This window comes from Ruegeria sp. HKCCD4315, from assembly GCF_013112245.1.
Taxonomy (GTDB): Bacteria; Pseudomonadota; Alphaproteobacteria; order Rhodobacterales; family Rhodobacteraceae; genus Ruegeria.
The window spans coordinates 676176-702279 of sequence record NZ_WVRN01000002.1 but is presented as its reverse complement, the minus strand read 5'-3'; the positions used below and the strand labels follow the sequence as shown (position 1 = coordinate 702279).

The following is a 26104-nucleotide window of genomic DNA, read 5'->3' as shown; positions in this document are numbered from 1 at the left end:
TTGCTGCAACCGATAGATATCACTCAGAAGTCGGCCATCGAGCTTGCGGGAGACCTGCGTAAAGGAACCCTGAGCAGCTCGGAGGTTTTGGCAGCCTATCGCGCGTGTATCGAAGGCGATCCAGCCGGTGTGAACGCCTTTGTCACGCTGGATTGGGACGCTGCCAGCGCCCGTGCTGATGAACTGGACAGGATGGCCGCGCGGGGGCAGTTCGCAGGGCCACTGCACGGGTTGCCGGTCGCGATCAAAGACTGTTTTGATACCGCCGGTCTGCGCACAACGCATGGATCAAGAAGCTTTTCTGATCATGTCCCGTCCAGTGACGCGCTACACGTCGCGCGTCTGAGGGCGGCAGGTGCCGTGATCGTTGGCAAGACAAACACGCCCGAGTTCACATTTTCTGGCCAGACCACGAACTTTGTATCGGGCACGACGCGCAATCCATTGAACCCTGAAAAGACGGTTGCGGGCAGTTCTGGTGGCGCGGCTGCCGCGTTGGCGGCCAACATGGTTGCCCTTGCTGATGGCTCGGATCTTGGGGGCAGTGCCCGTACACCTGCTGCATGGTGCGGTGTAGTAGGTATGCGGCCAACATCGGGTTTGGTGCCCATGGATCCAAACCCGGCCCCGTTTGACGGTTTGTCCGTGCCATGCCCGATGGCGCGTACGGTTTCGGACCTCGCTTTGATGCTGAGTGTGATGCAAGGCCCGACGCCCAACCAGCCATTGGCATACACCGGCGCTTACCCGGCCCCGGTTGAGATTGATACCCCGCTGACTGCGGGCCGCGTGGCGTTGAGCCTTTCGCCCTTCGGGTCAAGTGTTGAGCCATCGGTTCAGGCGGCATTGGCACCAATCGCAGATGTTTTCCGCGCTTTGGGCTGGCATGTCGATGAAAACACAGCCCCGGACCTTGCGCCGCTGCTTGCATATGGCGACATCATTCGGGGCCAATGTGCCCTGCAAATTCGCGCGGCGCTCGATCCCGACATGACGCTGGCCACAGACAGCTATCGCACGGCTTGCGCACAGGGAGAACGGCAAAGCTTTGCCGGTTTGATCGCCTATCAGACGACACGCCGTCATGTCTGGGACTCTGTTGCTACATTCTTCGCCCACTATGATTTTGCCCTTTGGCCCACCGCCACTGGATTGCCGTTCAGCGCTGACCTGCGAGACGGGGAAATCACCGAAGACTGGCGTACAGTGACTCTGACACCGACGTTAGAGCTTCCATCGATTTCCATCCCCATGGGGCAGTCCTCCGACGGTATGCCCGTGGGTCTTCACATCACCGGTCCGAAAGGGTCGGACGCGCGGCTGCTGCGCTTTGCCCGCCAGATTGAACGCCAAATTTCCGGAGACTGAACATGACCACCATCAACGGCGGAGAAGCCGTCTATCGCGTTCTGAAAGCCAACGGCATCGATACCGTTTTCGGCCTGTTGGGCGGCTCGATGCTGGAACTCTACGATGCCATGTATAAAGGCGGTCAGATCGCATATGTCGGAGCGCGGGACGAACGTGCTGCGGGCCATATGGCTGATGCTTGGGCACGGATGACGGGCAAACCTGGTGTGGTTCTGGGCGCGCAAGCGGGGCCCGGCGTGGTCAACATCGTGACAGCAGTGGCCGAGGCGCAACTGGCCTATTCCCCACTTGTGGTGATTGCCGGAGCGATCACCCGTGCCGATCAATGCAAGGATACGTTTCAGGAAATAGATCAGGTCGCGTTGTTTGCACCTATTTCCAAGCGTTCGGTCATGGTGACAGATCCGGCGCGGCTGGCACCGATGCTGGAAGACGCCATCCGGTTGGCCAACACTGGCCGACGCGGACCAGTGGTGCTGCATGTCCCGCGTGACTTGTTTGCCGCTGAGATACCAGCTTTTGAGCCGACCCGGGTGAACATCGCGCGCCCCGGCCCTGCCGCACCGTCGGACGTCGCCGCCATTGCCAAGCTGCTATCTGGGGCCGAAAGGCCGGTGATCTTTGCCGGTGGGGGCTTCAAATGGGGGGACGGGCGCGACGCTTTGACGGCGTTGGCCGAAAAGCTTGACGTTCCTGTCGTCGCCTCAACCGGCCATGCCGACGTCATGCCCCACGGCCACCCGTGGTTTGCAGGGCAAGCCGGGCCACGCGGCAATGTGGTCGCCAGCAGGCTGACGCGCGAGGCGGATGTCATGGTGGTCCTCGGAGCCCGCCTTGGGTTCAACTCGACCTTTCATTCCAACGACTATGTCGGGGCTGATACCCGGATTGCCCATGTCGATATCGAAGGTGCAGCAGTTGGTCGTTATTTCCCCGCCGAGATCGCGGCACAGGGCGATGCCCGCCTGACTGCCGAAGCTTTGACAGATACAGCAACGCGCCCGGATTGCGATCCGTGGCGCGAAGCGTTTCGGTCTGGCATGTCCGACCTCGAAGCCGTGCGCGCGACTGAGGCAGAGCTAGACAGTTTGCCTATGCACCCGCGCCGTGCTCTGGCCGAAATCCGCGCGACCTTGCCCGAAAACGCCATCGTAACGCTGGACACGGGCAACACTTGCCTGCAAGCCGCAGACCGGCTGGCCCACTATGCACCGATGTCTCTGATCACACCTTTGGATTTTGGTCTTGTTGGCTTTGGTCTCGCTGCCGCAATCGGAGCCAAGGCCGCTACGCCAGATCGCCCTGCCGTGGCTGTGATGGGTGATGGCGCCGTCGGCTATACAATGATCGAGATTCAGACTGCCATTCAGCACAATCTGCCAATCACCATCGTTGTTTTGGACAACCAGGCTTGGGGAGCGGAAAAGGCTTACCAGCAAGAGTTTTACGGAGGCCGTTTGCTGGGTTCAGAAATTCAATCGCCCCGTTTTGACAAATTTGCCGAACTATGTGGTGGGAAAGGTATATGGGTCGATGGGCCCGGTGGCATGGGCCCGGCGTTGCAAAAGGCCATCGCGTCGAATGAAACAACGGTTATTCAGGCCAAAATTGACCCAAGTGCGTTGATGACCTTGCGCAAAGACCTGTTCACGGCACCGCAAAAAGACTGAGCTCTCCCCGATCGATCTATGCGGGTTAGTCTTGGCTGATACCCCGGCGTGGAAGGTTAACACGGGTTCTGGCATTGCGCCGGAAGCGACGCGCGTACTTGTGTTGACCTTCAACAAAATCGTTCTTTTTGCATTAGATTGGGGTGTTCGCCGGGCCGATCCTAGGATTCTGCGCGTTTGGTCAGCCTTTACGTCGAACGGCCATCAGGGGTTCCGCGACCGTAAAAACGCCGCATGATCATGGGCGTGAGGTACATAGGTATCTGATAGGCGCCGATGAAGGCCATGATTGGCGCAGTCACCTCGGGCGGCAGGGCTACAAAAAAGATCGCGATGTTTCGGTTACCAGCGATCAACGAAACTGCCGCTGCCCGCGCCGCGGGAAGCCTGCTTCGCGTCAATTGAAACATGACAATCTGTGCGCCAAAGTTGGCCAGACAGGCAAAGGCGATCCAGAATGCAGCCAAAGCCGGATCCTCCAACGCTGTTGCGCTGACCGACGGCATCAGGCCAATAACAAATATAGCCAGCGTAAGCGTTCCCAATCCTTCAAGACTTAGCAAAGTGGATTGCGAAGGCGCGCGCAGGACTGTCTTTCGTACGAATATGGCTGCACCGGTTGCACCTAAAATTGTAAGTGAAAGACGCAAGCCAGCCTCTAAAACCGCCTGAATATCGCCAAGTGCGGGCATGAACAGGAAAATGGGCAGTGCGGTCAAAGGCAGCAGAGCTGTGCTGACAACCATCAGCCGCATCGCGTGTTCTGGTGCGTGACCCATCATCATGCACATATTCGGGCTGCCTGAAATAGACGGGGCCGCCGTCATGATCAGCAGGCACAGCAGCACTGGCGTTCCGGTCCACCCACAGGCATATCCAAATGCTATGACGATCATCGGCGTCACCAGCTGAAATCCGACAACTGTAAGGGCGACTTTGGGCAGGTCGCTCAATGACCCAACGATGGCTTTGGGGTCCATCCTCAGCACAGTCACGAACAGCAACAGAACGACCAAAGGGGCCAGCAGATCTCGCATTGGTTCCGCCAGAGATGGCAACAGAAGACCTGCTGCCAATCCGCCGATCAGAACATAAGGTCCATGGCGCGCGGCCAGATGAAGCGGGTTCAAAACCGCCTTATCCGCCAGGGCTTTGTCGCAGGTTTTCAGGCAACCAGGTCGCGAGATCAGGGAACCAGATCAGGATAAAGACCATCAGAACCATGATCAGGAACATTGGAATGGCCGCCCGCGCGATATAGCTCATCTCGTGGTTGGTCATGCCCTGCATCACAAACAGGTTGAACCCGATCGGAGGCGTGATCTGCGCCATCTCGACGACGACCACAATGAAGATGCCGAACCAGATCAAGTCGATCCCGGCGTCGCGGATCATGGGCTCGACCACCGCCATTGTCAGTACGACCGAAGAGATACCGTCCAGAAAACAACCCAGAATGATGTAGAAAACCAGCAGCACCATGAGCAGTTCGAACCGGGTCAGTTCCCAGCCAGCAATCAGATCGGCCAGACCACGCGGCAAGCCTGTAAAGCCCATGGACAGCGAAAGGAACGCCGCGCCCGCCAGAATGAGCGCAATCATCGCGCTGGTGCGAGTGGCCCCCATCAGACTTTCGGTAAAGGTTTTCCAACTCAAAGATCCCTGACCCGCCGCCAACAGCAGCCCGCCGATGACCCCAAAAGCCGCGGCCTCGGTCGCGGTGGCATATCCCAGATACATCGACCCAATAACCACCATGATCAAAAGGATTACAGGCAGAAGGAAGCGAGAGTTCTTGATCTTTTCTGAGAAACTCAGCTTGGCTTCGGTATTGGGGCTCCAGTCTTTGCCGAGTTTGGAATAGATCGCCACGTATCCCATGAACATCGCCGCCAGAACCAGACCGGGAAGGATCCCGGCAAAGAACAGCTTGGTGATGGATTCATTGATTGTCACACCGTAGACGATCAGGGTCAGCGAGGGCGGGATCATCAGCCCGAGTGTCGCCGCGCCGGTCAATGTTCCGATGATCATGCGTTCGGGATAATTGCGCTTGCGCAGTTCGGGGATCGACATTTTGCCAACCGTTGTAAGCGTGGCCGCTGACGAGCCCGAGACAGCCGCAAAAACCGTGCAACCAACGATATTGGTGTGTACCAGCCCGCCTGGCAAAGGGGCCATCCACGGGGACAGGCCCTTGAACATGTCTTCCGATAATCGCGTTCGATACAGGATTTCACCCATCCAGATGAACATGGGCAGTGCGGTCAGGGTCCACGACGACGACGCCGACCAGATGGTGGTGATCATCACGTCCCCGACGGGGCGGGTGGTGAACAGTTCCATCCCGACCCAGGCTACGCCCATCAGGGCCAACCCGACCCAGACGCCGGTGCCCAGCAAAGTGAAGAGAACAAAGAGAAAGAGGATGATGACAGAGAGGTTTTCCATGATTTACTCTCCGTGGCTCTGATCGGCGAGATCGCGGACGATGCGGTGTTCGCCCTTGAAAAGCACGTGGATTAAATGATCAGTCAGTGCAATGGCCAGAATGATCGCGCCTAACAGCATCGCGGATTGTGGGATCCAAAGGGCAGTTCGGTCCTGGCCTTGGCTAATGTCGTTGAACTTCCAGCTCCAATAGACAAAGCGATATGCGTACCAGCAAAAATACCACATGACAGCGGTGCCTATGGCGAAGCACCAGACCTCCAGAATACGCCTTACCCCATCCGGAACGGCGTTCAGAAGGATGGAAACCCGGATATGACTGCCCCGGTTCAGTGCATTGGCAAAAGCCAGAAAAGATGCTGCGGCCATCGCGTAACCGGCATAGTCGGGTGCTCCGGGAAACACTTCACCGGTCCAGCGGGCAAGCATCTGCACGACGATCAGCAACAGAATGGCGATCAGGCTGAGTGCCGCTAAAACCCCTGCCGCCAGATAGATGAAGTCGAGTACGGACCGAAGCCCTCGCAAAACCGCCATACTGTCCCCGCTGTTTTTGATTGGATGCGAAAAGGGCGGCCGGATGAACCGCCGCCCAAATCGAAAGGTTACTGAGACGCGTTGAATGCGTCGACGATGGCTTTGCCTTCGTCACCGGCAGCTTCCAGCCATTCGTTGGTCATGGTCACGCCGATCTCTTTCAGCTCGTTGGTCATCTGTTCAGAGGCCGGACCAACAGTCATACCGCCATCCCGCAAACCCTGCAGGGTGAACCCGGTATATTCCTTGGCGCGCCAGTTGCCTGCGTACTCTGCCAGTTCAGCGCAGCCTTTGATGACGTTCTTGTTGGCATCAGACACACCAGACCAGACATCAGAATTGACCATCACGTAATTACGCGGCAACCACGCATCGACTTCGTAGAAATAGTTCAGACTTTCCCAGACTTTGCGGTCATAACCGGTCGATCCCGATGACACCATCGAATCTGCCACACCCGTTGCAAAGGCCTGACTGATTTCCGCCGCTTCAATCGTCACCGGTAGCATCCCGGTCAGCTCGGCCAACCGCGAGGTCGCATTGTTGTATGAGCGGAACTTAATGCCCTTCATGTCAGCGACCGAGTTTACCTCGTTCTTGAAATACAGACCCTGAGGCGGCCACGGTACAGCGTAAAGCAACGTCAGGTTCTGTTCGGCCAGTACTTTTTCAATAGATGGCTTGGCGGCCTCCCAAAGCTTGGCGCTGTCGTCGAAAGAGGTCGCGAGGAACGGAATCGAGTCAAAGCCAAACAGCGCGTTTTCGTTTTGGTGGCCGGATAGAAGACGTTCACCAATCGGGGCCTGCCCTGTCTGAATTGCGCGTTTGATATCGGCGCCCTTGAACAGTGAACCGGAAGGGTGTGTGACGATCTCGATCTCACCACCAGTGCCTGTGGTCACGCATTTAGCGAACTCCGCGCCTGTGGCCGAGTGGAAGTTTGACGCCGAATAAGCCATCGGCATGTCCCATTTTTCGGCCATGGCCGGTGCGGCTGCAGCTGCAGTCAGAGCTGTCGCTGCCAGAAGGTTTGTCAGTTTTTTCATCGTTTTCTCCCTAGTGGATTTTGAAACGCCGATGTTTCTCATCAGCTTGTTCTTATGTTGTGTAGCGTGACGGCGCGTAGACGCTGACATCCGCGTTTGGGGTTCTGCCCGCGATCATTTGGGCCAAAAGGCGTCCGGTTTTTGGCCCGCCTGTCAAGCCGATGTGATGGTGCCCAAAGCCCATATAGGCCCCCTTGATGCCGGGCACGTCGCCAATAATCGGGATCGAGTCAGCCGGGGCAGGCCTGTGCCCCATCCATTCCACTTCCTCCTTCCATGTTATGCCCGGGAAAGCTGCCCGGGCATTCTTGCGCATCAATTCAAACGGCGCGCGAGAGGGCGGTGCATCCAGCCCTCCGAACTCTACAATGCCTGCCAAGCGTATGCGCCCATCCATGGGTGTTGCAACAAACTTACCCGATGCAACCATGACCGGGCTGCGCGGCATGGCAGAAGGTTCCACCAATTCAAGATGATACCCGCGTTCGCTTTCCAGTGGGACCGAAACCCCCAGGCGCTTGGCCAAAGGTCCTGACCAGACGCCTGCCGTCACGATAGCTGTGTCGCACGCAATGGTTTCACCGCTCGTGCGAACGCCGGTGACGCTTCCGCCTTCGCGCCTGACGTCTTCGACATTGGCTCGGATGATCCGACCTCCTTGCGCTTCAACATGTGTAGCTAGGTCTTTGACATATCGCCCCGGATCAGTGATGTGGCCATGGTCTGACAGCTTGGCCGCAAACCCAATATCCTGACTGAACACGGGATCGTAATCGTGGAAAGCCTTGCCCTCCAATTCTTCCCACGCAAAGCCATGCTTACGCCGAATGCCCCAACCAAAGGCATCGCCTTCGAAATGGGCTCGGTTTTCATAAAGGAACAGATAATCGCTGGGGACGATCCATTTCTCAGCGCCAGTTCCGGCGGCCAGCGCTTTGTGGTCGTTCAGGCTGTCGCCCACGATGGGCGTCAGGGCTGCTGCGATCCGCTCCACGTCTGTGGCGTTTGCATGGCTTAAATACTGCCTTAGCCATGGCAATAACTTCGGTAAGTACCCCCATTTCAGGAACAGCGGCTGAGAGGGGCTTAACAGCATCTTCGGCGCTTTGCCGAGCAGTCCCGGAACCGTCACAGGCACGATAGAGCATGACGCAAGCACGCCGCCATTGCCATGCGAGGTTCCTTCGCCCGGTCCGGCCTTGTCGATCAAAATCACATCGTGACCGTCGCGCTGCAGCCAGATAGCCGCGGAGACTCCGACAATTCCAGCCCCGATGATGGCTATGGTCTTCTTCTCGCTCACGCCGCCACCGCCTTTGACACTGCGAAGTGGTTCAGTTTGTCCAAGTCTGGTTTGCTGCCAAGCCCAGGACCATCCGGCACGCACACCTGTCCGTTCCTGATCTGGAACGGTTCTTCCAATATGTCCTCTTTCAGGAAATACGACGCCTGATAGAACTCACAGCCCAGAGTGATTTCTGGTGTCGCGGCAATCATGTGCGTGCCGGCCAAATGGGCCAGGCCAGCCTCGAACATGTCGCCACCATAGGCTGTCAGGCCGTGAGCCGCCGCAATACGCGCAACGGTTTGACCGCGCGTCAGGCCGCCGGATTTCATGATCTTGACGGAAACACCGTCGCAAATCGCTTCGCGTGCCGCACGCTCTATGTCTTCGGGGCCAAAAACGCTCTCGTCTGCCAGCAAAGGCACATCTGTCATTTGGCGCAGCTTGGCCATCATGCCGAAGTGATGAGCGCGCACGGGCTGTTCGATGAAATCGGGATCGAACCGGGCGACGTCGCGGACCTGTGCCGGGGCATCCTCGATACTGAGTCCTTGGTTATAATCCACGCGCACCGAAAACTCGGGGCAGTTCTGGGCCAGGTATTCCAGCCGCATGATGTCAAAGGCGTGATCCTTGAACCCGGTCTTGAGTTTGACAATCCGGACACCATCGTCCTGCAACCGTGCCAACAGGTCGACGTCTTGCGAGAAATCAGGGTTGGCGATGGAACAACTCAGCGGTATTGCGTCCCGGCATTTCCCGCCCAACAAGGACCAAACAGGAACGTTGCTGATCTGGCCTGCAAGATCCAGCAGCGCGGTTTCCAGTGCGGCTTTGGCCTCGGTGCAATGCGCCACGGCATAAGCGGCGCGCGCCATGATCGCGGATCTGTCTCCGACCTTAGCGCCCAAAACAAGTGGGCGCAGATACCGATCGAGCGCAGCAAAGGTTGCCTCTGGCGTGCCGGTGAATACTGACCAGGGCGATGCTTCGCCAAACCCTTGCGAGCCGTCCTCGGATGTCAGCCGCAGGATAACAATTTCACAAAAGCCTTCGACAGATCCAATGCCGTGATCCCGCCGCGAGGTCACTGGCAGCTTGAGGTGCCATAGGTCATAGCCCGTGATTTTTTGTGACAGATCGCTCATTCGGCCCCCTATAGATGTGCGGAAGCCTGCCTTGACCGGCATATCATTTCAAATACTATATCTTCGACAGTTCATCAAAAAAAATGATACTATACCGATGTCATTGCGCTTTCGTCAGCTTCAAGCCTTTCACGCCATCATGGAAACCGGAACCGTGACCGGCGCAGCATCGGTTCTTGGCATCTCGCAACCCGGCATCAGCAACCTTTTGGCGCAACTGGAGCGCGAGGCGCGATTACCTCTGTTCGAACGCAACAAGGGGCGTCTGTTGCCTACGCCCGAAGCCGAGTTGTTGTACCGCGAAGTCGACACTGTTGTGCGTGGGTTGGACCATGTTGCGCAGGCAGTAACGGATTTGCAAAACAAGCATCCCGGTCAGTTACAGGTTGCTGCGCCACACCTGCTTTCATTTGGTTTCATGCCACGTGAGATCGCGCGGTTTGCCGAAAGTCGCCCGAACCTGTCCGTCAGCTTTCAGTCGCAATACTCGTCGAAGATTCAAGAATGGGTGACGTCTGGCCTGTTTGAGATCGGTATCGTCGAGATGCCCATTTTGCATGACACGCTGAACTATCAGGTGTTTCAGTTCGAAACGCTGGCCACTTTCCCGGAAGACAGTCCTTTGTCAGCGCATGACGTTCTGACGCCAGAAATTCTGGAAAATGAGCCTTTTATTGTCATGGGCCCGGAACACCAGACGCATCGTAAAACCCGTGACATCTTTCAACGTGCCGGGCGGACATGGCGAACGCAGGTTCACACACACTTGTCAGAAAACCTGCTGAGCTTCGTGAAGCAAGGCATGGGGGTCGCGATGATCGACCCCTTCACCGTAACATTCGATGAAGAGAGCGGATATCAAACCCGCCCTTTCAAACCCGCAGTCATGTTGGAACTTGCAATCATCACAGCCAAAGGTCGCCCCTTATCCAGGATCGCTCAGGAGTTTCTGGATCAGCTGATCCCGTCAATCGCCTCTTACGCTACCCATTCGGATACTGGCGCAGCCGCGTTGTGAAGCTGTTGCGAATGGATGTCGACCAGTGTGGGACCGTCATGTGTGATGGCCTGCTTCAGGATTTTTGGCAGGTCTTCGGGGTCTTTGACCGTCCATGATTTCACACCAAAGGCTGACGCCACTGCGGCATGATCTGTGCGGTTGAAGTCAACGTTGTAGAATCTTTGACCAAAGCCCGCATCCTGACCCGCTTTGATCCAGCCGAAGACCGCGTTTGAGAAGACAATCGATGTGATGGGCATTTTGTGCCGCACCATCGTTTCGAACTCACCACATGTGAAGCCGAACGAGCCATCGCCCATGACGGCCAGGGTCTTGACCGACGGACGCCCGACATGTGCCCCCATCGCTGCACCTAATGAATAGCCCAGAGCGCCATGCGCCCGGTTGGTGATGAACTGCCGTCCCGATGTCCGCCAACGAAAATGCGCGCTGAAATAGGGGCAGGGAGTGCCTGGATCCGCCACAACGATTGCGTCGTCATCCAGAATATCCATCAACGCAGCCATGACAGCTTCGGGCCGGATCGGCATTTCACGACTTGCGGCCAGTGGCGCGAAAGCGGCCAGCTTGGCATCCCACGCGGCACGGGCTTTATCCGCCCCGCCTTGTGCGTTCAGGTCTTGCCGATCTTCTAAAGCGCGGGTGAGAGCCTCGAGCGCCAGACAGGCATCTGCGCAGATTGCTACTTCGGTCTGGTAGTTTGCGCCAATCACCATGGGATCGCTGTCGATGTGAATGATCGTGGCATCGCGCCCTGGGCTTCTCCACCGTTCGGTTGTGACCGAGCCGGCGCGGCAGCCTATGAACAGAACAACATCCGCCTGATCCACGACGGCACGTGTTGCGGGCACACCTCCGTTAGACCCGACAACGCCCAAAGCCAGAGGGTCGGTTTCGGCGATGGAACCCTGGCCGGAAACGGTTGTGGCAACGGGCATGTCCAACAAATTTGCGACCTGCCGCAGTGCTTCAGTTGCACCTGACAGAACCGGCCCGCCGCCACAGACAGCAACAGCGGATTTGGCCCGTGCCAGAATATCCGCCGCGGCTTCGATTGCATCCATGTCTGGGGCAGCGCGTTCGGCAGGATAGCTGCGATGCCTATCATCCGCCCAGATTTCGGCCTCATCCACCTGCGCTTTTTGCGTGTCGAAGGGCAGGGCCAGATGGGTGGCCCCCGGCGTGCCCGTTGTCATCGCCCGAAAGGCGGCCCGCACCATGGCCGGAAGCCGCGCGGCGTCGTCCAGCGAGGTGTTCCACTTGGCCAACGGCTTGAACAGGGCGGGCTGATCCAGTTCGGTCAACGGGTACTTGCCCCGGCTGGTTGTCGCGACGTCCGAGGTAATCGCCAGAATCGGAACGGAACTTTCATTGGCTTCGACAACGCCGGGCAGAATGTAAGTTGCGCCACCGCCCGAGGGACCTTCGCAGACACCGGGTTTTCCTGTCACACGCGCGTAACCATCCGCCATATAGGCTGCGTGCCGTTCATCCCGTGTCAAGATGTGCTGAATACCGTGATCCATGCGCGCCAGAGCGTCATAGAACGGCAAGGTGGTATCGCCGCACAGACCGAACATGTGCTTCACGCCATGTGCCTCGAGCATACGCACCATAGCCTCTGCTCCGGTCAGATAATTCGTCCCTGTCATGATCTGCGAGCCTCTCGATTCCTATCTGTACGCAGAACTGTATACAGTTTTGTATATTGATTTCAAGCTCTGCCTGTGGCACCTGTGGCAAACAAGAGGAAGGGCAGGTTAATGGCGGGTCCAAGGGTCGACGACATATATGATCAGGTTAAGGCGATGGCGGTTTCGTTTCGTCTGCGCCCCGGGGATCGTCTGAACGAAGTCGCTCTGTCCAAGGATCTGGGCGTCAGCCGAACGCCACTGCGCGAGGCGTTGAACCGGCTGGTTGCCGAGCGGCTTTTTGACTTTCGCCCCGGGCAAGGTTTTTTCTGCCGCCCGTTGGATGCGCAAAGCGTGTTTGACCTTTTCGAGCTGCGCCAGATTATCGAAACTGCCGCCGCGCGTGCGGCGTGTTCCAAGGCCTCTGACAAAGACCTGCAGAATCTGCGGGATGAGCTTTACTCAACGGGCATCGATATCACCGGCCTGACCGTCGAAGAAGCCGTCAGCCGGGATGAGGCGTTTCACCTTGGGATAGCTAAACTGTCGGGCAATATGGAACTTTTGCAAACTCTGACGCGGATCAATGAGCGTATTCGCTATATCCGATGGATTTCCATGAGTATGGACCGGGTGCAACGTTCAAAAGACGAGCATAAGCGAGTTATGCAGGCGTTGATGGAACGGGATACGGAAGAAGCCGCACGTGTTCTGGGCGCTCATATCACCAAGCGCATGGATCAGGTGCAGGACGCTGTGCGTCACGGGATTAGCAGCATTTATATGGAAGGGTCCGAAGAAATCTCGGCCCGGATAATCGAGGAGGTCGAGGGATGATCGCGCAGGGGGGAAAATCCATCTACGGCGCATCCGTCGGTATTCTGATGCTGGATGCCCAGTTCCCGAGAATCCCGGGTGACATGGGCAACGCGCTGACTTGGCCGTTTCCGGTGCTCTATCGCATTGTCCGCGATGCCTCGCCGGATCGGGTGGTTCGGCACCGGGCCGAGGGGATGTTGGATCCGTTCATCGAGGCGGCTCAGGATCTGGTGCGGGATGGTGTGGATGGCATAACCACCAATTGCGGTTTCCTGTCCTTGTTCCAGAAAGAACTGGCCCAAGCCGTCCCGGTTCCGGTGGCAACATCGTCCTTGATGCAGGTAGAAATGGTGAACCGCATCCTGCCTGCGGGCAAGCGCGCCGGGGTATTGACCATTTCAGCCTCGACCCTGACGAAAGATCATCTGCGCGCGGCCAACGTGCCGTTGGATACCCCGATTGGCACAACCGAAGGCGGGCAGGAGTTCACCCGCGCGATCCTTGGAAATGAGCTAAGGCTGGATGTTCAGAAAGCGCGTGAAGATAATGTTCAGGCGGCGCGTACCTTGGTTGCGGACAACCCTGACTTGGGTGCAATCGTGCTGGAATGCACAAATATGTGCCCCTATGCACGCGATATCCAACAGGCCACCGGGTTGCCCGTGTTTTCTATCGTCTCGTTCATTCAGTGGTTTCAGGCCGGTCTGGTTCCGCGGACGTATTAATCGAAAAATTAGTGCGCAAAGCACTTTGCCCAGTCACGTCAAAATAGAAAACGCCCGATCCTGAAGACCGGGCGTTAAGGTGCAGGGTCTTTCTGAAAAGGGATCAGAGACCCCATTTCGCGCGGTTAGCTTCGAAGAAGCCCTGCGCTTTTTTCACTTCGATCCAGTTGTTCACGTAGTTGATCCAGACCTGATCGCCCTGCGGCAGGATCATCGCGATGGGCGACGGCGACCGGGGACCTGCATTCTTGACACGGACCACAGGGAACTTCTCTTCAAGTGTTGAGCCTTCGATGTTTGACGTGATGAACACATCTGCGCGTCCAGCGATCACTTCCTGAAAACCACGGGCCGGGGCTTCGACCACCTTGATCTCGGCGTTCGGGAACCATTCACGCACACGCTTTTCAAACGTCGTGCCCAGCGTGGTGGCAACCGTGACACCCGGCTGGTTGATGGAGTCGTAACCGTCGAATTTGTCCGCCTTGTCCTTGGTCGTGTACGGGAATAGCTCCACCGCGATGTAGCTATCCGAGAAACCGGCCACTTTCATGCGCGGCGGCGAGATTGAGGCCGAACCGGTCAGGTGGTACTTGCCTGCCACCACGCCATTGACCAGTGTTTTCCAATCGGTTGGCACATATTCAACCTCAACCCCTAGATCGGCGGCCAACTCGTTCATGATGTCGATGTCATAGCCTTTATAGCTGTTGGTGGCCGGGTCACGCAGCGACATAGGGTTCCAGTCGCCGGTAGTGCCGACCTTTAGCACGCCGGAATCCAACACCTCATTCAGTGCAGATTGCGCGTGTGCGGCGCTCGACAATACCAGTCCAAGCGCGGCAGCAGCCGCGGTTTTCCAAAAAGTGTTCATTGAATTCTCCTGTTGGTGGCGTTTCGGCCTTGCTGCCGTATTCATCATTGATTTAAGCCGAAAGACAAAGATAACCTCAAGAAAATAAAACAACGCGACTAAAACAGGGGCAGACCAGCTTATGCCAGACGCCGCAATTGAACTTGTCGGCGTGAACAAGTGGTTCGACACGTTTCACGTTCTCAAAGACATTAATCTAACGGTCAACAGCGGCGAAAAGGTGGTGATTTGCGGGCCTTCGGGCTCAGGTAAGTCGACCGTCGTTCGGTGTATCAACCGGTTGGAAAAACACCAGAAAGGCACCATCCGCGTGGATGGGGTCGAGTTGACGGACGACGCCAAATCTGCGGCGACTATCCGGTCTGAAGTTGGAATGGTGTTTCAGCAATTCAACCTGTTTCCGCATCTGACTGTGTTGGAGAACCTGACATTGGGTCCGATCAAGGCGCGGGGTCTCAGCCGTAAAGAGGCCGAGGAAAAGGCACGTCTTTATCTGGAGCGTGTGCATATTCCCGATCAGGCGGACAAGAAACCCATTCAGTTGTCCGGCGGCCAACAACAACGCGTCGCCATTGCGCGATCTCTGTGCATGGAGCCGCGTGTGCTCTTATTTGACGAGCCGACCTCGGCGCTGGATCCCGAAATGATTTCGGAAGTGCTGGATGTCATGGTCGAGTTGGCGAATGAGGGCATGACCATGGTTGTTGTAACCCATGAGATGGGGTTTGCGCGCAAGGTGGCCGACAAGATGATCTTCATGGACGCGGGCGAGATCGTCGAAGAAGGCAATCCCGAGCATTTCTTCACCAACCCGCAATCCGAGCGGTGTCGTAAATTCCTATCGCAGATATTGCAGCACTGAGAGGGGCTATGAAAAAACTACTTCTGATAGCGCCCTTGCTGTTGCTTGCGGGTTGTTCCTCGTCCCAGACTTGGGGATGGTATGTGATCGACCCCACCACGGCATCAGGCTGGACCAATGTAAAATTCCTGATTTCGGGCATGTGGGCGACGATCCAGATCTCTTTGATCGCCGCAGTTCTGTCAATTGTCGTGGGCCTGATGGTGGCGTTGCCGGGGTTGTCCGAGAAACGCGGCTGGCGGCTGGTCAACAGGGTTTATGTGGAATTCATTCGCGCCATTCCACTGCTGCCTATGCTGTTTTGGGTGTTCTACGGATTACCCATCGTGTTCCAGTCGATGGGAATGAACGTCCCAATCGATCCATTCTGGGGCGCGATTATTACCCTTGCGATTTCGGACAGTGCCTTTACCGCCGAGATCTATCGCGCGGGTATTCAATCCATCGCGCGCGGTCAGCGTGAAGCGGCGCAAACCATAGGTCTGAACTATGTACAGACCATGCGTTACGTGATCCTGCCTCAGGCGATCCGGCGTATTCTACCGCCGCTGGCCAACCAGTTCATCTACATCGTCAAGATGAGCGCCTTTGCCAGCGTCATCGGGATGCAGGAATTGACTCGCCGCGCGAATGAATTGGTGGTGACGGAATACCGCCCGCTGGAAATCTACACACTGCTGATCTTTGAATATTTGATCCTCGTACTGATCATCAGTGCTGGTGTGCGCTGGTTGGAACGCCGCATGGGCGCAGATGAGCGCGGATAAGGAGCTTACTTGTGGACTGGAAAGATTTCATGGCCGAGACCGAGGCCAACATCGGCACCTTCTCGAAAGAGGTTCCCGAAACGGTGCGTGGCTTTGGCATCATGGGCAAGGCCGCCAAGTCCGACGGTGTATTGAGCGAGAAGACCAAGGAATTCATCGCGTTGGGCATCGCTGTCGCGACCCGTTGTGACAGCTGCATCGGGTTTCATGTGAAGTCGCTTGTTCGTTTGGGGGCCACGCGCGAAGAGATGTGCGAGGCGTTGGCCATGGCGACCTATATGGGCGGCGGGCCGTCCTATGCTTACAGTGCAAAGGCTCTCAAAGCTTATGATGTTTTTTCTGCGTGAGCGTCAGACAGCCAGATGAGCGCTGAAAGGCCTGGCTGAACTCGCCTCACACTCAATCAGCGATCGCTTGGCCATTTTGTCCCGCGTGCAGAATATTCTCTTCCGCGGTTTTGCGCACAATCGCACCGATCTTGAGAAGGTTTTCGCTGAGCGGGTTTGTTTTGCGCCAGACCAATCCAATCGTTCGGGCAGGCGGTGTGTCCTGGAACCGGGCGATTGAAACGTCGGCGGAACGGGTTTCCAAGCCGACTGCCATTTCCGGTATCAGCGTCACGCCAATCCCGGCCCCAACCATCTGTACGAGCGTGGAAAGCGAACTTCCCTCCATGATCTGCTGCGGTTCGATGTTGCGGATCGAACAAAAAGACAGGGCCTGGTCACGGAAACAATGGCCTTCCTCCAGCAACAACAACCGCATTGTTCTGAGCTGCGACGAACTGGGCATCGGAAGGCTGGCGTCATGTGCTGGGCGGACCAATAAGAAGTCTTCGTTGAACAGCGAAAACTCCCGAAGGCTGGGCTCGGAAACAGGTAGGGCGACAACGCCGACATCCAGCCGCGAGTCGAGAATCTCCCGGATCACCGACTCTGTGATGGTCTCTTTGGGTTCGATTGTCAGTTGTGGGAATCGCTGCGACAAAGCCTTGATGATCGACGGCAGCAGGTAGGGTGCCACTGTCGGGATAACGCCAATCCGCAAACGGCCTGACAATGGGCCGGACGGTGATTGTACCAGATTGCCCAAATCTTCGACCCGCATCAGGATTTCACGGCCGTGGCTCAGAACGTCTTCTCCAAGTGCCGTCAGCCGGGTCTCACGCGCGGCGCGTTCCACCAGCGGACCGCCCATTATGGCCTCCAGCTCTTTGATTTGAATGGAGAGGGCAGGCTGCGAGATTGCACTGGCTGCCGCGGCTTTGCCGAAGTGACCATGAGTGGCAAGAGCCTCGAAGTAACGCAGGTGCTTGAGTGTCAGTGCTTTCATTTGAAAAACTAATCACAATGATAGAAATTACAAATTTCCATTTATCGCTAGGGTCGGGTACGAGTCAACCTATCTGAACCCCTAGGTAAATACTCAGGAGATTTACAATGGACGGTAACCCTCACAATCACCAATCCGGCGGCTGCCCTGTTATGCATGGCGGGAACACAGGCACGGGCAATTCTGTTACCAAATGGTGGCCGGATGCGCTGAACCTGGACATTCTGAGCCAGCACGACACGCGCACCAACCCGATGGATGCGGATTACAACCACCGTGAAGCGGTCAAAGGTCTGGATTTCAAAGCCGTTCGCGCCGATGTCGAGGCGCTGTTGACCGACAGTCAAGACTGGTGGCCGGCGGACTGGGGTCACTACGGCGGCCTGATGATCCGTCTGGCGTGGCACTCGGCTGGCTCTTATCGCTTGGGCGACGGCCGTGGCGGCGCGGGTTCGGGCAACATCCGGTTTGCTCCGCTGAACTCGTGGCCAGACAACGCCAGCCTGGATAAAGCGCGCCGTCTGCTGTGGCCGGTGAAAAAGAAATACGGCAACGCACTGTCCTGGGCTGACCTGATCGTCCTGTCGGGCACTGTTGCGTATGAATCCATGGGCCTGAAAACCTTTGGTTTCGGTTTTGGCCGCGAAGATATCTGGGGCCCGGAAAAAGACGTGTACTGGGGTTCAGAAAACCAATGGCTGGCCCCGTCCGAGAGCCGCTATGGCGATCTGGAAACACCCAGCACGCTGGAAAACCCGCTGGGCGCAGTACATATGGGTCTGATCTATGTGAACCCCGAAGGTGTGAACGGCAACCCGGACCCGGCACGTACCGCTTTGCATATCCGTGAAACCTTTGCTCGTATGGCTATGGATGACGAAGAGACTGCAGCGCTGACATGCGGTGGTCACACGGTCGGTAAGGCGCACGGCGCGATGGCGGGTGACAACATCGGTGCCGAGCCCGAAGCCTGCCCTGTGTCTGGCCAGGGCTTGGGTTGGGACAATCCTGATCAGAACGGCAAGGCGACCAACGCGTTCACATCAGGCATTGAAGGAGCCTGGACGAAAGAGCCGCTGAAGTTCGATATGGGCTATTTCGACTATCTGTTCGGTTACGAATGGGAACTGGGCAAATCGCCCGCTGGCGCGCATCAGTGGCAGCCCATCGACATGCCGGAAGATGAAAAGCCGGTCGATCCGACCGACTCGTCTGTCCGCCGGATGCCGATGATGACCGATGCGGATATGGCGATGAAAGTTGATCCGGCCTACAACGCGATCTGTCAGAAATTCATGGCCGATCCGGACTATTTCGCGGACACCTTCGCCCGTGCGTGGTTCAAGCTGACCCACCGCGATATGGGCCCACGCGTTAACTACTACGGTCCGGACGTGCCCGCAGAAGACCTGATCTGGCAGGATCCGATCCCTGCAGGTTCGACTGGATATGACGTTGATGCGGTCAAAGCAAAGATCGCGGACAGCGGCCTGACTGCAGTCGAGATGATCACCACCGCCTGGGACAGCGCCCGCACCTTCCGTGGGTCTGACAAACGCGGCGGCGCAAATGGTGCGCGCATCCGTCTGGCACCGCAGAAAGACTGGGCGGGCAACGAGCCTGAGCGTCTGGCAAAAGTGCTGGGCGTGCTGGAGCCGATCGCTGCTGAAACCGGAGCGTCGGTCGCTGACGTGATCGTTCTGGCAGGTAATGTCGGTCTGGAACAGTCGATCAAGGCTGCAGGCTTTAATGTCACGGTTCCCTTCTCGGCTGGTCGCGGCGACGCGACAGACGAACAGACCGACGCAGACAGCTTCTCGGTGCTCGAGCCGCTGGCTGACGGGTTCCGTAACTGGCAGCTGAAAGAATACGCCGTGTCGCCCGAGGCGATGATGCTGGACCGTGCGCAATTGCTGGGCCTGACGGCATCTGAGATGACCGTTCTGGTCGGCGGCCTGCGTGTTCTGGGTGCCAGTCATGGCGGATCGGCGCACGGTGTCTTCACCGACCGTGTCGGACAGCTGACCACTGACTTCTTCGTCAACCTGACGGATATGTCGCTCAGCTGGCAGCCGGTCGAGGGTGGTACATACGAGTTGCGAGATCGCGCATCCGGTGAGGTCAAGTTCACGGCCACCAGTGCTGATCTGGTCTTTGGCTCGAACTCGATCCTGCGTGGCTATGCCGAGGTTTATGCTCAGGATGACAACGCCGAGAAGTTCGCGCGCGACTTCGTTGCGGCCTGGACTAAGGTCATGAACAACGACCGGTTTGATCTGGTCGCCTAAAGTATGAAAAAACCAGGCGAGGATTCCCTCGCCTGGTTTTCAATTGAAGACCCGTCAACTGGTTCAAGGTGGTTGCAGCCAGCGAAACTAAGCTGGAGCGTTTGAAACTTGAAGCAGCGGCTTATGATCGCATCACCGCAGCACAGCGACCGTTATATTCCCGACGCGGAACCGACCGTCTGGTGCCAGAGGCATCCATTTTTCGGGTCCAACCCGGCGACCACCTGTCCAGGTGCCGTTGGAAGAGTTCATGTCCCGGATGTACAGAACACCCTTCTTTTCAACCCTTAACACACAATGTTGGCCCGAGGCTTTTTCGCTGCGGGACAGTGTCAGATCTGCCCAGTTTGGATCGCGGCCAATCTTGATTTGATGGGATTTCTGCAAGCCCGCCACCTTCCGAAACTCGATGACTTTGCCGCGATCCGGGCCATCCATTACGGCAAGCTGCCAATAGGCCAGGGGGCGCGGTGCCATGGGGCTGTACCATGTCACCTCAGCCGCTCGGTCATATCCCGAAACGGCATTGGGGTTCATTCCTGTAAGACCTAGAGACATGATCTTTTTGACGGCGCGGGTGGATCGCCGCACAGGTGAAATGGGTTTACCTTGCTTGTCCCGCATGTTCAGGCGCATGGCGTAGCGCCCAAGGCTCAGCCCACCTAGGAACCCTTCGCAGATCAGCCAATAGATCAGTACAAGAGCCACATAGAGCCCGATTGGCAAGGCCAGGCCGACGTGGCGCAACCCCAATTCCTGACGCAGGACAGGTTCTATGGTTGCCAGCACAAAGCCAAGAAACATGAAGTCGAGTATTGCGGCCGCGCTCAGCAAGCGTGCCGCGCTTTTGGAATCTAGTGGACCACCAAGCTTCATGTGCCTGCCCCCAACAGTGTCAGTGCCAAGAACAAGGCTGAACCAATCGAAAACAAAAGCAACGCATCGCATTGAACACGCAGTATGCGCTTGCTCCTTGAAGAGGCGCTTTGGAAATGGAATCCGGCGATCCAAAGGGCCAGTCCGGTTCCGGCCACGGTGAACAACAAGGTCTCGGACAAGACCTGATGGCGCGGTGCAACAGCAAGCCAGTCAGCCGCCCCGACCATCAAGCCCCCCCAGAGCAGAGCAACAATATATGCTATGAAACTCAGCGAGTCATTTCTGGAACGGCAGAGTTTTCCAACAACTGCCCCAATCCCCCATCCCAAAGCCGCTGCAATCAAAAGTAGAAGTGTAAGGCGCACCGGTAGCGAGAGTGAAGAAACCTGAACATTAAATATGACATTTGTGGTATTGTTCGCTAAATTAGAGGTAATTCCAAGAAATGCCAACAATGCGCCAATTCCGGCGCCAATGTTGCCAAGAAAAGAAAAAACATCATTTGCAAGAGAGATTTTGTCTCTGACTTCAAAGGGTAATTTCATATTGTAACCAAGCTTTGAGAGAAAGTGTCCATAATATAAGCCGCACCAAACGTCATCGATTTTTGTTAATCACGCGAACACGCGAATCGTTGATTGAAAATAAAAAGTATGTGAGTTCATAATCAACTACGAAGAATAATTTATATGTACGGAGTTACTTGATGCGTTCAGTCGCTATTTCCATTTTTGCCGCTTTTTCATTGCTACTGTCAGCCTGTACTGAAGAAACAATTCAATCTGCCACATCGTCGGCAGTTGCGGGCAAGACGCAGCAGGAAAAGCAACTTGAGAAACAGGTGCGCAGCCTTGATCAGGTTTCAAAGGATATCATCGTGAACAATACGGTGCAGGGCGCACTGGCCGGTGCCGCAGTGGGCTGTGGCGTGGCCTTGCTGCTTGGCGGCGGTGCCAGTGATTGTGCCGCTGGTGCAGCGGCAGGCGGCTTGATCGGTGGTGTCGGCGGCAACCAGGTTGGCAAGAAAGCTGCAGCCAAGAATGTTGAAATCGTCAACAGCAAGGCCGTTCTGGCCAACCTGTCCAACGTAAGCACTCAGCTGAATTCGGTTCAGGCGAACCTGCGTTCGGTTCTGGCGTCGCAAAACGCCGAGTTGAAGTCTCTGCGTCGGCAGCTGGACGGTGGGCAACTGTCACAGTCCGCCTACAACAAGCGCGTCAACGCGATCAAATCGAACCGTCAGGTTGTGTCGAACGAGCTGAAGCGCAGTGAACAGAATATGGACAAAACGATTTCCGAGTTGCGCACCGCATCCAGCAAGGGCCAACCCGGTCTGGGTGGCGCGACCAACGCGGCAGTCAGCAATAAGAATCGCCTTGCGCGCACACGTGCGTCCATCAACCTTCTTTAAGAATTTCTTTGACCCGCGCCTGGCGACAGGCGCGGGTTTTCTAATCATAAGTGTGTAAAATGAACTCTGATCTTTTTCGTTTCTCGAAACCGCTCGTACTGGTTTCCGTCATCACAGTAGCAGGATGTACAGGGTCGACTGACCCGACTACGGCAACACTTTTCGACAACATTGCAAACTTAAACTCGGGTGAATACGACCGCCAGATTGCGCAGAACAAAGCGCAGGCGGACGCTATCCTGGCCCAGAACAAAGCTGCTGAACAGCGTAACGCACAGTTGGCAGCACAGCGTGACGCCAACCAAAGCGAGATTAACGCGCTGCGGCAGCAGATTGCCGATGTAAAGGCGCAAGGGGCCAAGGCGCGTGCCGCTTCGGCATCGGATCCGGCCAAACTGCAACAAGTGCAGGCTCTGGACAGCCAGCTCAACGCTGTTGAACGGGATGTTGCCGCAGGGGCCAGCCCATCTGTGGTGCGTTCGGAGTTGAGCCGGATCAAGTCAGCCTACCGCGCGCTGTCAATCTGATACGAAACACGTCAGGTCGGCGCTTGTCGACGCATGCGACGACCGGGACGTCTTGCCTGAGGGGGGTCTTGGGATCGTGACCTACGGAATTTCACGCACATTTATTGCGGTTGCGGCTGCAATGTTTTTTGCAGGCGCGGCCACCGCGCAAGACGGTAAGACACGCGCGCCAGCGACGGGTCTTGCCATTCTCGATTGCGCTCCTGCAAAGCCCGCGCCAGAAGACAGTTGCCTGGTGCGCGTCCCTTCGGGCAACGAACGGGGTGGCATGAGCTTTCGGTCGTTGGGCGACAGCCAAGCCGATTTTGAGTTCGTGAAAGACGTTGATGAAATCCCCGGAAACCTGACTCTGTCCGCCACGATGGTTCTGATTGACCTGTCGGTCGGGGATCGCAGCGGTCGCGTACGTAGTTGGACCCGAGAGCGCGACCTCATTTCACGCGTGGTAGCCAACCTGCCACCGGATGAGAAAGTGGCGATCTACGGCTTTGGCAACGATATTGTCGAGCTTTCGCCGTTCTCCACCAGTCGGTCTCGGGCCGAAGACGTAATCGATGGGCTGGAAATCAAAGAACAGAACACGCGTTTGGTGGCGAATTCCACGCGGGCGATAGAACTGCTGAGCGAGCAGGACGATGTTCTTCTAAAGAACCTGATCCTGATCACTGATGGCGACGAAGAAGGGCTGGCCACGGTCGAAGAAATTTCGGAAGCGGCGGAAAAGGCTGGCGTGTCGGTCTCTGCTTTGGGGATGTTCTGGCGCGCGCAAGGCAATGCGCGCACCACCCGCGGCATAGATGTTTTGAAACGCCTGACCGACCCACAAAACGGGTTGATGGAAGAAGTTTTCCTGCAGAACCAGCAGACGGCAAACACTGTTGTTTCCAGTTTTATCCGCAGCTACGGAAACGCTGTCAAAGGCTCTGGGCTGATTGTGCCGGTTGGTGATCCGGCCCCGGCACGGATCACAATCGACATGATTGAACCGGTGGTTGGGCAGCCTGGTCAAACCCAGACCAAAAGCTACTCAGCTGAATTCCAGCCCGTAAACGTTGCAGCGGTAGAACCGGAGGAACCAGCCGAGCCCGCTGAGGAAGAACCGCTGATTTTTGGCCTGCCTGCGCTTTATGTCTATATTGGCGCTGGTGTTATTGCCCTGCTGGCCCTTTTGCTGGCGGTTTTGCTTATGCGCCGGGGTGGCACCGAAGAAGAGGATGATCTGGACGATCTTGGTCCAGATGATCTGCAGGATGTAACGGAAATGCCCGCGCAAGACAGCGCACCGACCGCAGCATATGCTCCACCTCCGGTAGCTTATCTGGTGCGTGTCGATAACGGGCATCGCTTCCCGGTTCCGGCAGGCCGTTCGACGCTGGGGCGCAGCAGCACTAACGCAGTGGTCATCCCTGACGGTGGCGTGTCGCGTGTCCATGCCGAGCTGAGCGGAACTCAGGACGGGCGGTTTACGCTCAGCGATCTGGACAGTCTGAACGGCACGCTTGTGAATGACCGCAAAATCAAAGGCGCGCAGAAGATTAATGTAGGTGACACTGTGGGCCTTGGGTCCGTACGCCTGAAACTGGTCCGGGCATAGGCCGCGGGATCAACTGAACAGGAAAGGTGAAAACAATGGGAAATGACAACAAAACCAGCTGGCTGTTCGACAAGGACGAAGAAGAGCTGAGCGACGTGGATTTCGGCTCGGATGAAGGGTTTACCGAGAGCATTTCTCCGTCTGACAACGAACCGACACACGCGATTGGCGGGTCGTCGTTCAGCGAAGCTCCAACCGAATACGTCGAATCCGAGAAAACTCAGATTTATCATGGCGGGATGTCCAAAGAGTTTTCGGGAAAGGCCGAGTTCGATCCTATGGTCGATCCCATCACCGGATGGCTGGTCGTAGTCAAAGGTCCGGGCCTTGGCCAATCGGTCAATCTGGGCTCTGGCATGAACACTTTGGGCCGGGATGGTGATGAGCGTGTGGCCCTGGATTTCGGCGACAAGATGATTTCCGGCAAGGACCATCTGCGGGTTATCTTCGATGACGCAAACCGAGTGTTCTTTGCGGCGCCGGGGACCGGGCGGAACATCAGCCGGATCAACGGCCAGATCGTGGCAACGACCATGCCGCTGGAGAATTACGCGCTGATCGAGTTGTCGAAACAGACGCATGTGCGCTTTGTGGCCTTCTGTAACGAGGATTTTGACTGGTCTGAACTGGCCGAAAGCTCTGACGACTGATCCAGATGACAATCATCAGCGGCAAACAGAGCCTGGGTCAGCGAGAGAACCAGGAAGACGCGTTCGACATCGTTTTTCAAAACGAGCGCGACCCAAAATCCGATATCCTCATGCTGGTCGCCGATGGAATGGGCGGCCATGCCGGGGGCGAGGTGGCGGCAAATCTGGCGCTGTCGGTCTTTAAATCTCATTTCATCGAAGGCTCGGTCGCACCGCGCCCGCGTGAACGTTTGCAGGATTCGTTGACCGCAGCGAATGAAGCACTGCGTCAGAAGATCGCCAGCCAGCCCGACCTAAAGGGTATGGGTTGCACACTGATTGCTGCACTCAAACTGGGGGATCGTCTGGTTTGGGTTTCCGTGGGCGACAGCAGTCTGTTTCTGCTACGCGACGGGAGGTTGAAAAAGCTGAACGCAGATCATTCGCTTTATGGCGAATTGCTGCAAATGGTGGCCGCAGGCCAGATCACGCAAGAAGAGGCGGACAATCATCCACGCCGCAACGCGCTGCGGTCTGCGCTCATGGGCGATCGGATCTCGTTGACGGACGTCAATGCAATAAGCCTCAAGCCCGGCGACGTGGTATTGGCGTGTTCGGACGGGCTGGACACATTGCCCCAAGCCGAAATCGCTAGCGTTCTGCAAAACGGCAAAAGCAGAGATATGCGTGGCGTTGCCTCGGACTTGCTGAACGCGGTCGAAGCGAAAGGTAAGCCAAAGCAGGATAATACAACGGTTGTTGTTTATGCCCATGTTCAAGATGGCATGAGCAGTATGCTTCGCGGCAGCCAATGGGCTTTCAACGGTGCAGAAAACAATAAGAAAACGTTGAAATATGCTGCAATTGGCCTTGGCGCTTTGGCGATTGGGGCCGCTGTTGGCGCGCTCACCTTCAAAGGCGAAGAAGTGGCCGAGACCGAGCCTGATCCCGCGCAAGAGACGGCGGCACCGTCTCAGGAAGAGCGTAGCATAGGCGATCGTTCGGTTACGACCGATCCGGAACCGTCAGATGACACATCGGATGGGGAACAGATCGCGCCGTCTGACGAGGCTGACACTCAGGTGCCTGAAGTTGAGCCGGATGCAACCGATGAAAGTGATACGGATGAAAGCAGTGCACCAGCTGAATCATCTGAAGCCGCCGAGGATCAAACCCCGGACGAAGTGACCAATCAGGACGAGCAACCGTCCTTAGGTGCAATAGATCAGGAGTAGCC

General features: G+C 56.7%; 25 protein-coding genes. 14 read left to right on the top strand and 11 right to left on the bottom strand.

Features of this window, described 5'->3' with window-relative positions:
* Together GS646_RS21010 and GS646_RS21005 are read left to right on the top strand one after the other, a co-directional pair.
* Nucleotides 1-1368 carry an amidase gene (locus GS646_RS21010; protein WP_171187744.1) on the top strand — a complete coding sequence of 456 codons (1368 nt, stop codon included), beginning with the start codon at nucleotides 1-3 and terminating at the stop codon, nucleotides 1366-1368.
* 2 nt (nucleotides 1369-1370) lie between these two features.
* Nucleotides 1371-3041 carry a thiamine pyrophosphate-binding protein gene (locus tag GS646_RS21005; RefSeq protein ID WP_171187746.1) on the top strand — a complete coding sequence of 557 codons (1671 nt, stop codon included), beginning with the start codon at nucleotides 1371-1373 and terminating at the stop codon, nucleotides 3039-3041.
* Nucleotides 3042-3229: 188 nt separating this feature from the next.
* On the opposite strand, the gene GS646_RS21000 is transcribed toward GS646_RS21005, so the two are convergent.
* From GS646_RS21000 to GS646_RS20975, 6 genes are all read right to left on the bottom strand, one after another.
* Complete coding sequence (locus GS646_RS21000; protein WP_171187749.1) at nucleotides 3230-4171, bottom strand: hypothetical protein; 942 nt, start codon at nucleotides 4169-4171, stop codon at nucleotides 3230-3232.
* Between the two features lie 7 nt (nucleotides 4172-4178).
* Nucleotides 4179-5492 carry a TRAP transporter large permease gene (locus GS646_RS20995; RefSeq protein ID WP_171095090.1) on the bottom strand — a complete coding sequence of 438 codons (1314 nt, stop codon included), beginning with the start codon at nucleotides 5490-5492 and terminating at the stop codon, nucleotides 4179-4181.
* Nucleotides 5493-5495: 3 nt separating this feature from the next.
* Complete coding sequence (locus GS646_RS20990) at nucleotides 5496-6029, bottom strand: TRAP transporter small permease (protein WP_171187751.1); 534 nt, start codon at nucleotides 6027-6029, stop codon at nucleotides 5496-5498.
* Nucleotides 6030-6097: 68 nt separating this feature from the next.
* Nucleotides 6098-7075 (bottom strand): TRAP transporter substrate-binding protein, encoded by a 978-nt coding sequence (locus GS646_RS20985; RefSeq protein WP_171095086.1) that lies wholly within the window; start codon nucleotides 7073-7075, stop codon nucleotides 6098-6100.
* A 52-nt stretch (nucleotides 7076-7127) separates the two neighbouring features.
* Nucleotides 7128-8378: an FAD-binding oxidoreductase gene (locus GS646_RS20980; RefSeq protein ID WP_171187753.1), complete on the bottom strand. Its 1251-nt coding sequence runs from the start codon at nucleotides 8376-8378 to the stop codon at nucleotides 7128-7130.
* Nucleotides 8375-9508 (bottom strand): enolase C-terminal domain-like protein, encoded by a 1134-nt coding sequence (locus GS646_RS20975; RefSeq protein ID WP_171187755.1) that lies wholly within the window; start codon nucleotides 9506-9508, stop codon nucleotides 8375-8377. The genes GS646_RS20980 and GS646_RS20975 overlap by 4 nt, the downstream gene beginning before the upstream one ends.
* A gap of 97 nt (nucleotides 9509-9605) precedes the next feature.
* On the opposite strand from GS646_RS20975, the gene GS646_RS20970 reads away from it, so the two are divergent.
* A complete protein-coding gene (locus GS646_RS20970; RefSeq protein WP_171187757.1) occupies nucleotides 9606-10526 on the top strand; it encodes a LysR family transcriptional regulator in 921 nt (306 codons plus the stop codon).
* Here GS646_RS20970 and GS646_RS20965 read toward each other — a convergent pair.
* Nucleotides 10487-12181, bottom strand: coding sequence for a thiamine pyrophosphate-binding protein (locus GS646_RS20965; protein ID WP_171648099.1), 1695 nt, complete (start codon nucleotides 12179-12181; stop codon nucleotides 10487-10489). The two genes, GS646_RS20970 and GS646_RS20965, sit on opposite strands and share 40 nt — an antisense overlap.
* Before the next feature lie 111 nt (nucleotides 12182-12292).
* Between GS646_RS20965 and GS646_RS20960 the strand changes: the two genes are divergently transcribed.
* Nucleotides 12293-12997 (top strand): GntR family transcriptional regulator, encoded by a 705-nt coding sequence (locus tag GS646_RS20960; protein ID WP_171648101.1) that lies wholly within the window; start codon nucleotides 12293-12295, stop codon nucleotides 12995-12997.
* A complete protein-coding gene (locus GS646_RS20955; protein ID WP_171648103.1) occupies nucleotides 12994-13704 on the top strand; it encodes an aspartate/glutamate racemase family protein in 711 nt (236 codons plus the stop codon). The genes GS646_RS20960 and GS646_RS20955 overlap by 4 nt, the downstream gene beginning before the upstream one ends.
* Nucleotides 13705-13807: 103 nt before the next feature.
* Here GS646_RS20955 and GS646_RS20950 read toward each other — a convergent pair whose 3' ends face one another.
* Complete coding sequence (locus GS646_RS20950; protein ID WP_171187764.1) at nucleotides 13808-14578, bottom strand: transporter substrate-binding domain-containing protein; 771 nt, start codon at nucleotides 14576-14578, stop codon at nucleotides 13808-13810.
* A 121-nt stretch (nucleotides 14579-14699) separates the two neighbouring features.
* Here GS646_RS20950 and GS646_RS20945 point away from each other — a divergent pair, with 121 nt between their 5' ends.
* Genes GS646_RS20945 through GS646_RS20935 form a run of 3 tightly spaced genes read left to right on the top strand, consistent with a single transcriptional unit; the run spans nucleotide 14700 to nucleotide 16554 of the window.
* Complete coding sequence (locus GS646_RS20945; RefSeq protein WP_171187766.1) at nucleotides 14700-15440, top strand: amino acid ABC transporter ATP-binding protein; 741 nt, start codon at nucleotides 14700-14702, stop codon at nucleotides 15438-15440.
* Nucleotides 15441-15448: 8 nt separating this feature from the next.
* On the top strand, nucleotides 15449-16207 hold the full coding sequence (locus tag GS646_RS20940; protein WP_171187768.1) for an amino acid ABC transporter permease: 759 nt from the start codon (nucleotides 15449-15451) through the stop codon (nucleotides 16205-16207).
* Nucleotides 16208-16218: 11 nt separating this feature from the next.
* On the top strand, nucleotides 16219-16554 hold the full coding sequence (locus GS646_RS20935) for a carboxymuconolactone decarboxylase family protein (RefSeq protein WP_171187770.1): 336 nt from the start codon (nucleotides 16219-16221) through the stop codon (nucleotides 16552-16554).
* 52 nt (nucleotides 16555-16606) lie between these two features.
* Here GS646_RS20935 and GS646_RS20930 read toward each other — a convergent pair whose 3' ends face one another.
* A complete protein-coding gene (locus tag GS646_RS20930; RefSeq protein ID WP_171187771.1) occupies nucleotides 16607-17539 on the bottom strand; it encodes a hydrogen peroxide-inducible genes activator in 933 nt (310 codons plus the stop codon).
* 107 nt (nucleotides 17540-17646) lie between these two features.
* Between GS646_RS20930 and katG the strand changes: the two genes are divergently transcribed.
* Nucleotides 17647-19827 (top strand): catalase/peroxidase HPI, encoded by a 2181-nt coding sequence (gene katG / locus GS646_RS20925; RefSeq protein WP_171648105.1) that lies wholly within the window; start codon nucleotides 17647-17649, stop codon nucleotides 19825-19827.
* Between the two features lie 132 nt (nucleotides 19828-19959).
* On the opposite strand, the gene GS646_RS20920 is transcribed toward katG, so the two are convergent.
* Nucleotides 19960-20703 carry an FHA domain-containing protein gene (locus GS646_RS20920; protein WP_171187775.1) on the bottom strand — a complete coding sequence of 248 codons (744 nt, stop codon included), beginning with the start codon at nucleotides 20701-20703 and terminating at the stop codon, nucleotides 19960-19962.
* Entirely contained in the window at nucleotides 20700-21251 is a 552-nt protein-coding gene (locus GS646_RS20915; protein ID WP_171187777.1) for a hypothetical protein, read from the bottom strand. Before GS646_RS20915 ends, GS646_RS20920 begins: the two co-directional genes overlap by 4 nt.
* Before the next feature lie 161 nt (nucleotides 21252-21412).
* On the opposite strand from GS646_RS20915, the gene GS646_RS20910 reads away from it, so the two are divergent.
* From GS646_RS20910 to GS646_RS20890, 5 genes are all read left to right on the top strand, one after another.
* Nucleotides 21413-22117: a hypothetical protein gene (locus GS646_RS20910; protein ID WP_171187779.1), complete on the top strand. Its 705-nt coding sequence runs from the start codon at nucleotides 21413-21415 to the stop codon at nucleotides 22115-22117.
* Nucleotides 22118-22176: 59 nt separating this feature from the next.
* Complete coding sequence (locus GS646_RS20905; protein ID WP_171095067.1) at nucleotides 22177-22644, top strand: hypothetical protein; 468 nt, start codon at nucleotides 22177-22179, stop codon at nucleotides 22642-22644.
* 76 nt (nucleotides 22645-22720) lie between these two features.
* Nucleotides 22721-24238, top strand: a complete 1518-nt coding sequence (locus tag GS646_RS20900) for an FHA domain-containing protein (protein WP_171095064.1) — start codon at nucleotides 22721-22723, stop codon at nucleotides 24236-24238.
* 35 nt (nucleotides 24239-24273) lie between these two features.
* Nucleotides 24274-24888: an FHA domain-containing protein gene (locus GS646_RS20895; protein ID WP_171095062.1), complete on the top strand. Its 615-nt coding sequence runs from the start codon at nucleotides 24274-24276 to the stop codon at nucleotides 24886-24888.
* 5 nt (nucleotides 24889-24893) lie between these two features.
* Entirely contained in the window at nucleotides 24894-26102 is a 1209-nt protein-coding gene (locus tag GS646_RS20890; RefSeq protein ID WP_171648107.1) for a protein phosphatase 2C domain-containing protein, read from the top strand.
* Nucleotides 26103-26104: the final 2 nt, after the last annotated feature.

Bases quoted from the DNA above. Each gene is read 5' to 3' on its own strand.
- GS646_RS21005 (WP_171187746.1), top strand. From the start codon at position 1,371: ATGACCACCATCAACGGCGGAGAAGCCGTCTATCGCGTTCTGAAAGCC.
- GS646_RS20995 (WP_171095090.1), bottom strand. From the start codon at position 5,492: ATGGAAAACCTCTCTGTCATCATCCTCTTTCTCTTTGTTCTCTTCACT.
- GS646_RS20990 (WP_171187751.1), bottom strand. From the start codon at position 6,029: ATGGCGGTTTTGCGAGGGCTTCGGTCCGTACTCGACTTCATCTATCTG.
- GS646_RS20985 (WP_171095086.1), bottom strand. From the start codon at position 7,075: ATGAAAAAACTGACAAACCTTCTGGCAGCGACAGCTCTGACTGCAGCT.
- GS646_RS20975 (WP_171187755.1), bottom strand. From the start codon at position 9,508: ATGAGCGATCTGTCACAAAAAATCACGGGCTATGACCTATGGCACCTC.
- GS646_RS20970 (WP_171187757.1), top strand. From the start codon at position 9,606: ATGTCATTGCGCTTTCGTCAGCTTCAAGCCTTTCACGCCATCATGGAA.
- GS646_RS20965 (WP_171648099.1), bottom strand. From the start codon at position 12,181: ATGACAGGGACGAATTATCTGACCGGAGCAGAGGCTATGGTGCGTATG.
- GS646_RS20960 (WP_171648101.1), top strand. From the start codon at position 12,293: ATGGCGGGTCCAAGGGTCGACGACATATATGATCAGGTTAAGGCGATG.
- GS646_RS20955 (WP_171648103.1), top strand. From the start codon at position 12,994: ATGATCGCGCAGGGGGGAAAATCCATCTACGGCGCATCCGTCGGTATT.
- GS646_RS20950 (WP_171187764.1), bottom strand. From the start codon at position 14,578: ATGAACACTTTTTGGAAAACCGCGGCTGCTGCCGCGCTTGGACTGGTA.
- GS646_RS20945 (WP_171187766.1), top strand. From the start codon at position 14,700: ATGCCAGACGCCGCAATTGAACTTGTCGGCGTGAACAAGTGGTTCGAC.
- GS646_RS20940 (WP_171187768.1), top strand. From the start codon at position 15,449: ATGAAAAAACTACTTCTGATAGCGCCCTTGCTGTTGCTTGCGGGTTGT.
- GS646_RS20930 (WP_171187771.1), bottom strand. From the start codon at position 17,539: ATGAAAGCACTGACACTCAAGCACCTGCGTTACTTCGAGGCTCTTGCC.
- katG (WP_171648105.1), top strand. From the start codon at position 17,647: ATGGACGGTAACCCTCACAATCACCAATCCGGCGGCTGCCCTGTTATG.
- GS646_RS20920 (WP_171187775.1), bottom strand. From the start codon at position 20,703: ATGAAGCTTGGTGGTCCACTAGATTCCAAAAGCGCGGCACGCTTGCTG.
- GS646_RS20915 (WP_171187777.1), bottom strand. From the start codon at position 21,251: ATGAAATTACCCTTTGAAGTCAGAGACAAAATCTCTCTTGCAAATGAT.
- GS646_RS20910 (WP_171187779.1), top strand. From the start codon at position 21,413: ATGCGTTCAGTCGCTATTTCCATTTTTGCCGCTTTTTCATTGCTACTG.
- GS646_RS20905 (WP_171095067.1), top strand. From the start codon at position 22,177: ATGAACTCTGATCTTTTTCGTTTCTCGAAACCGCTCGTACTGGTTTCC.
- GS646_RS20895 (WP_171095062.1), top strand. From the start codon at position 24,274: ATGGGAAATGACAACAAAACCAGCTGGCTGTTCGACAAGGACGAAGAA.
- GS646_RS20890 (WP_171648107.1), top strand. From the start codon at position 24,894: ATGACAATCATCAGCGGCAAACAGAGCCTGGGTCAGCGAGAGAACCAG.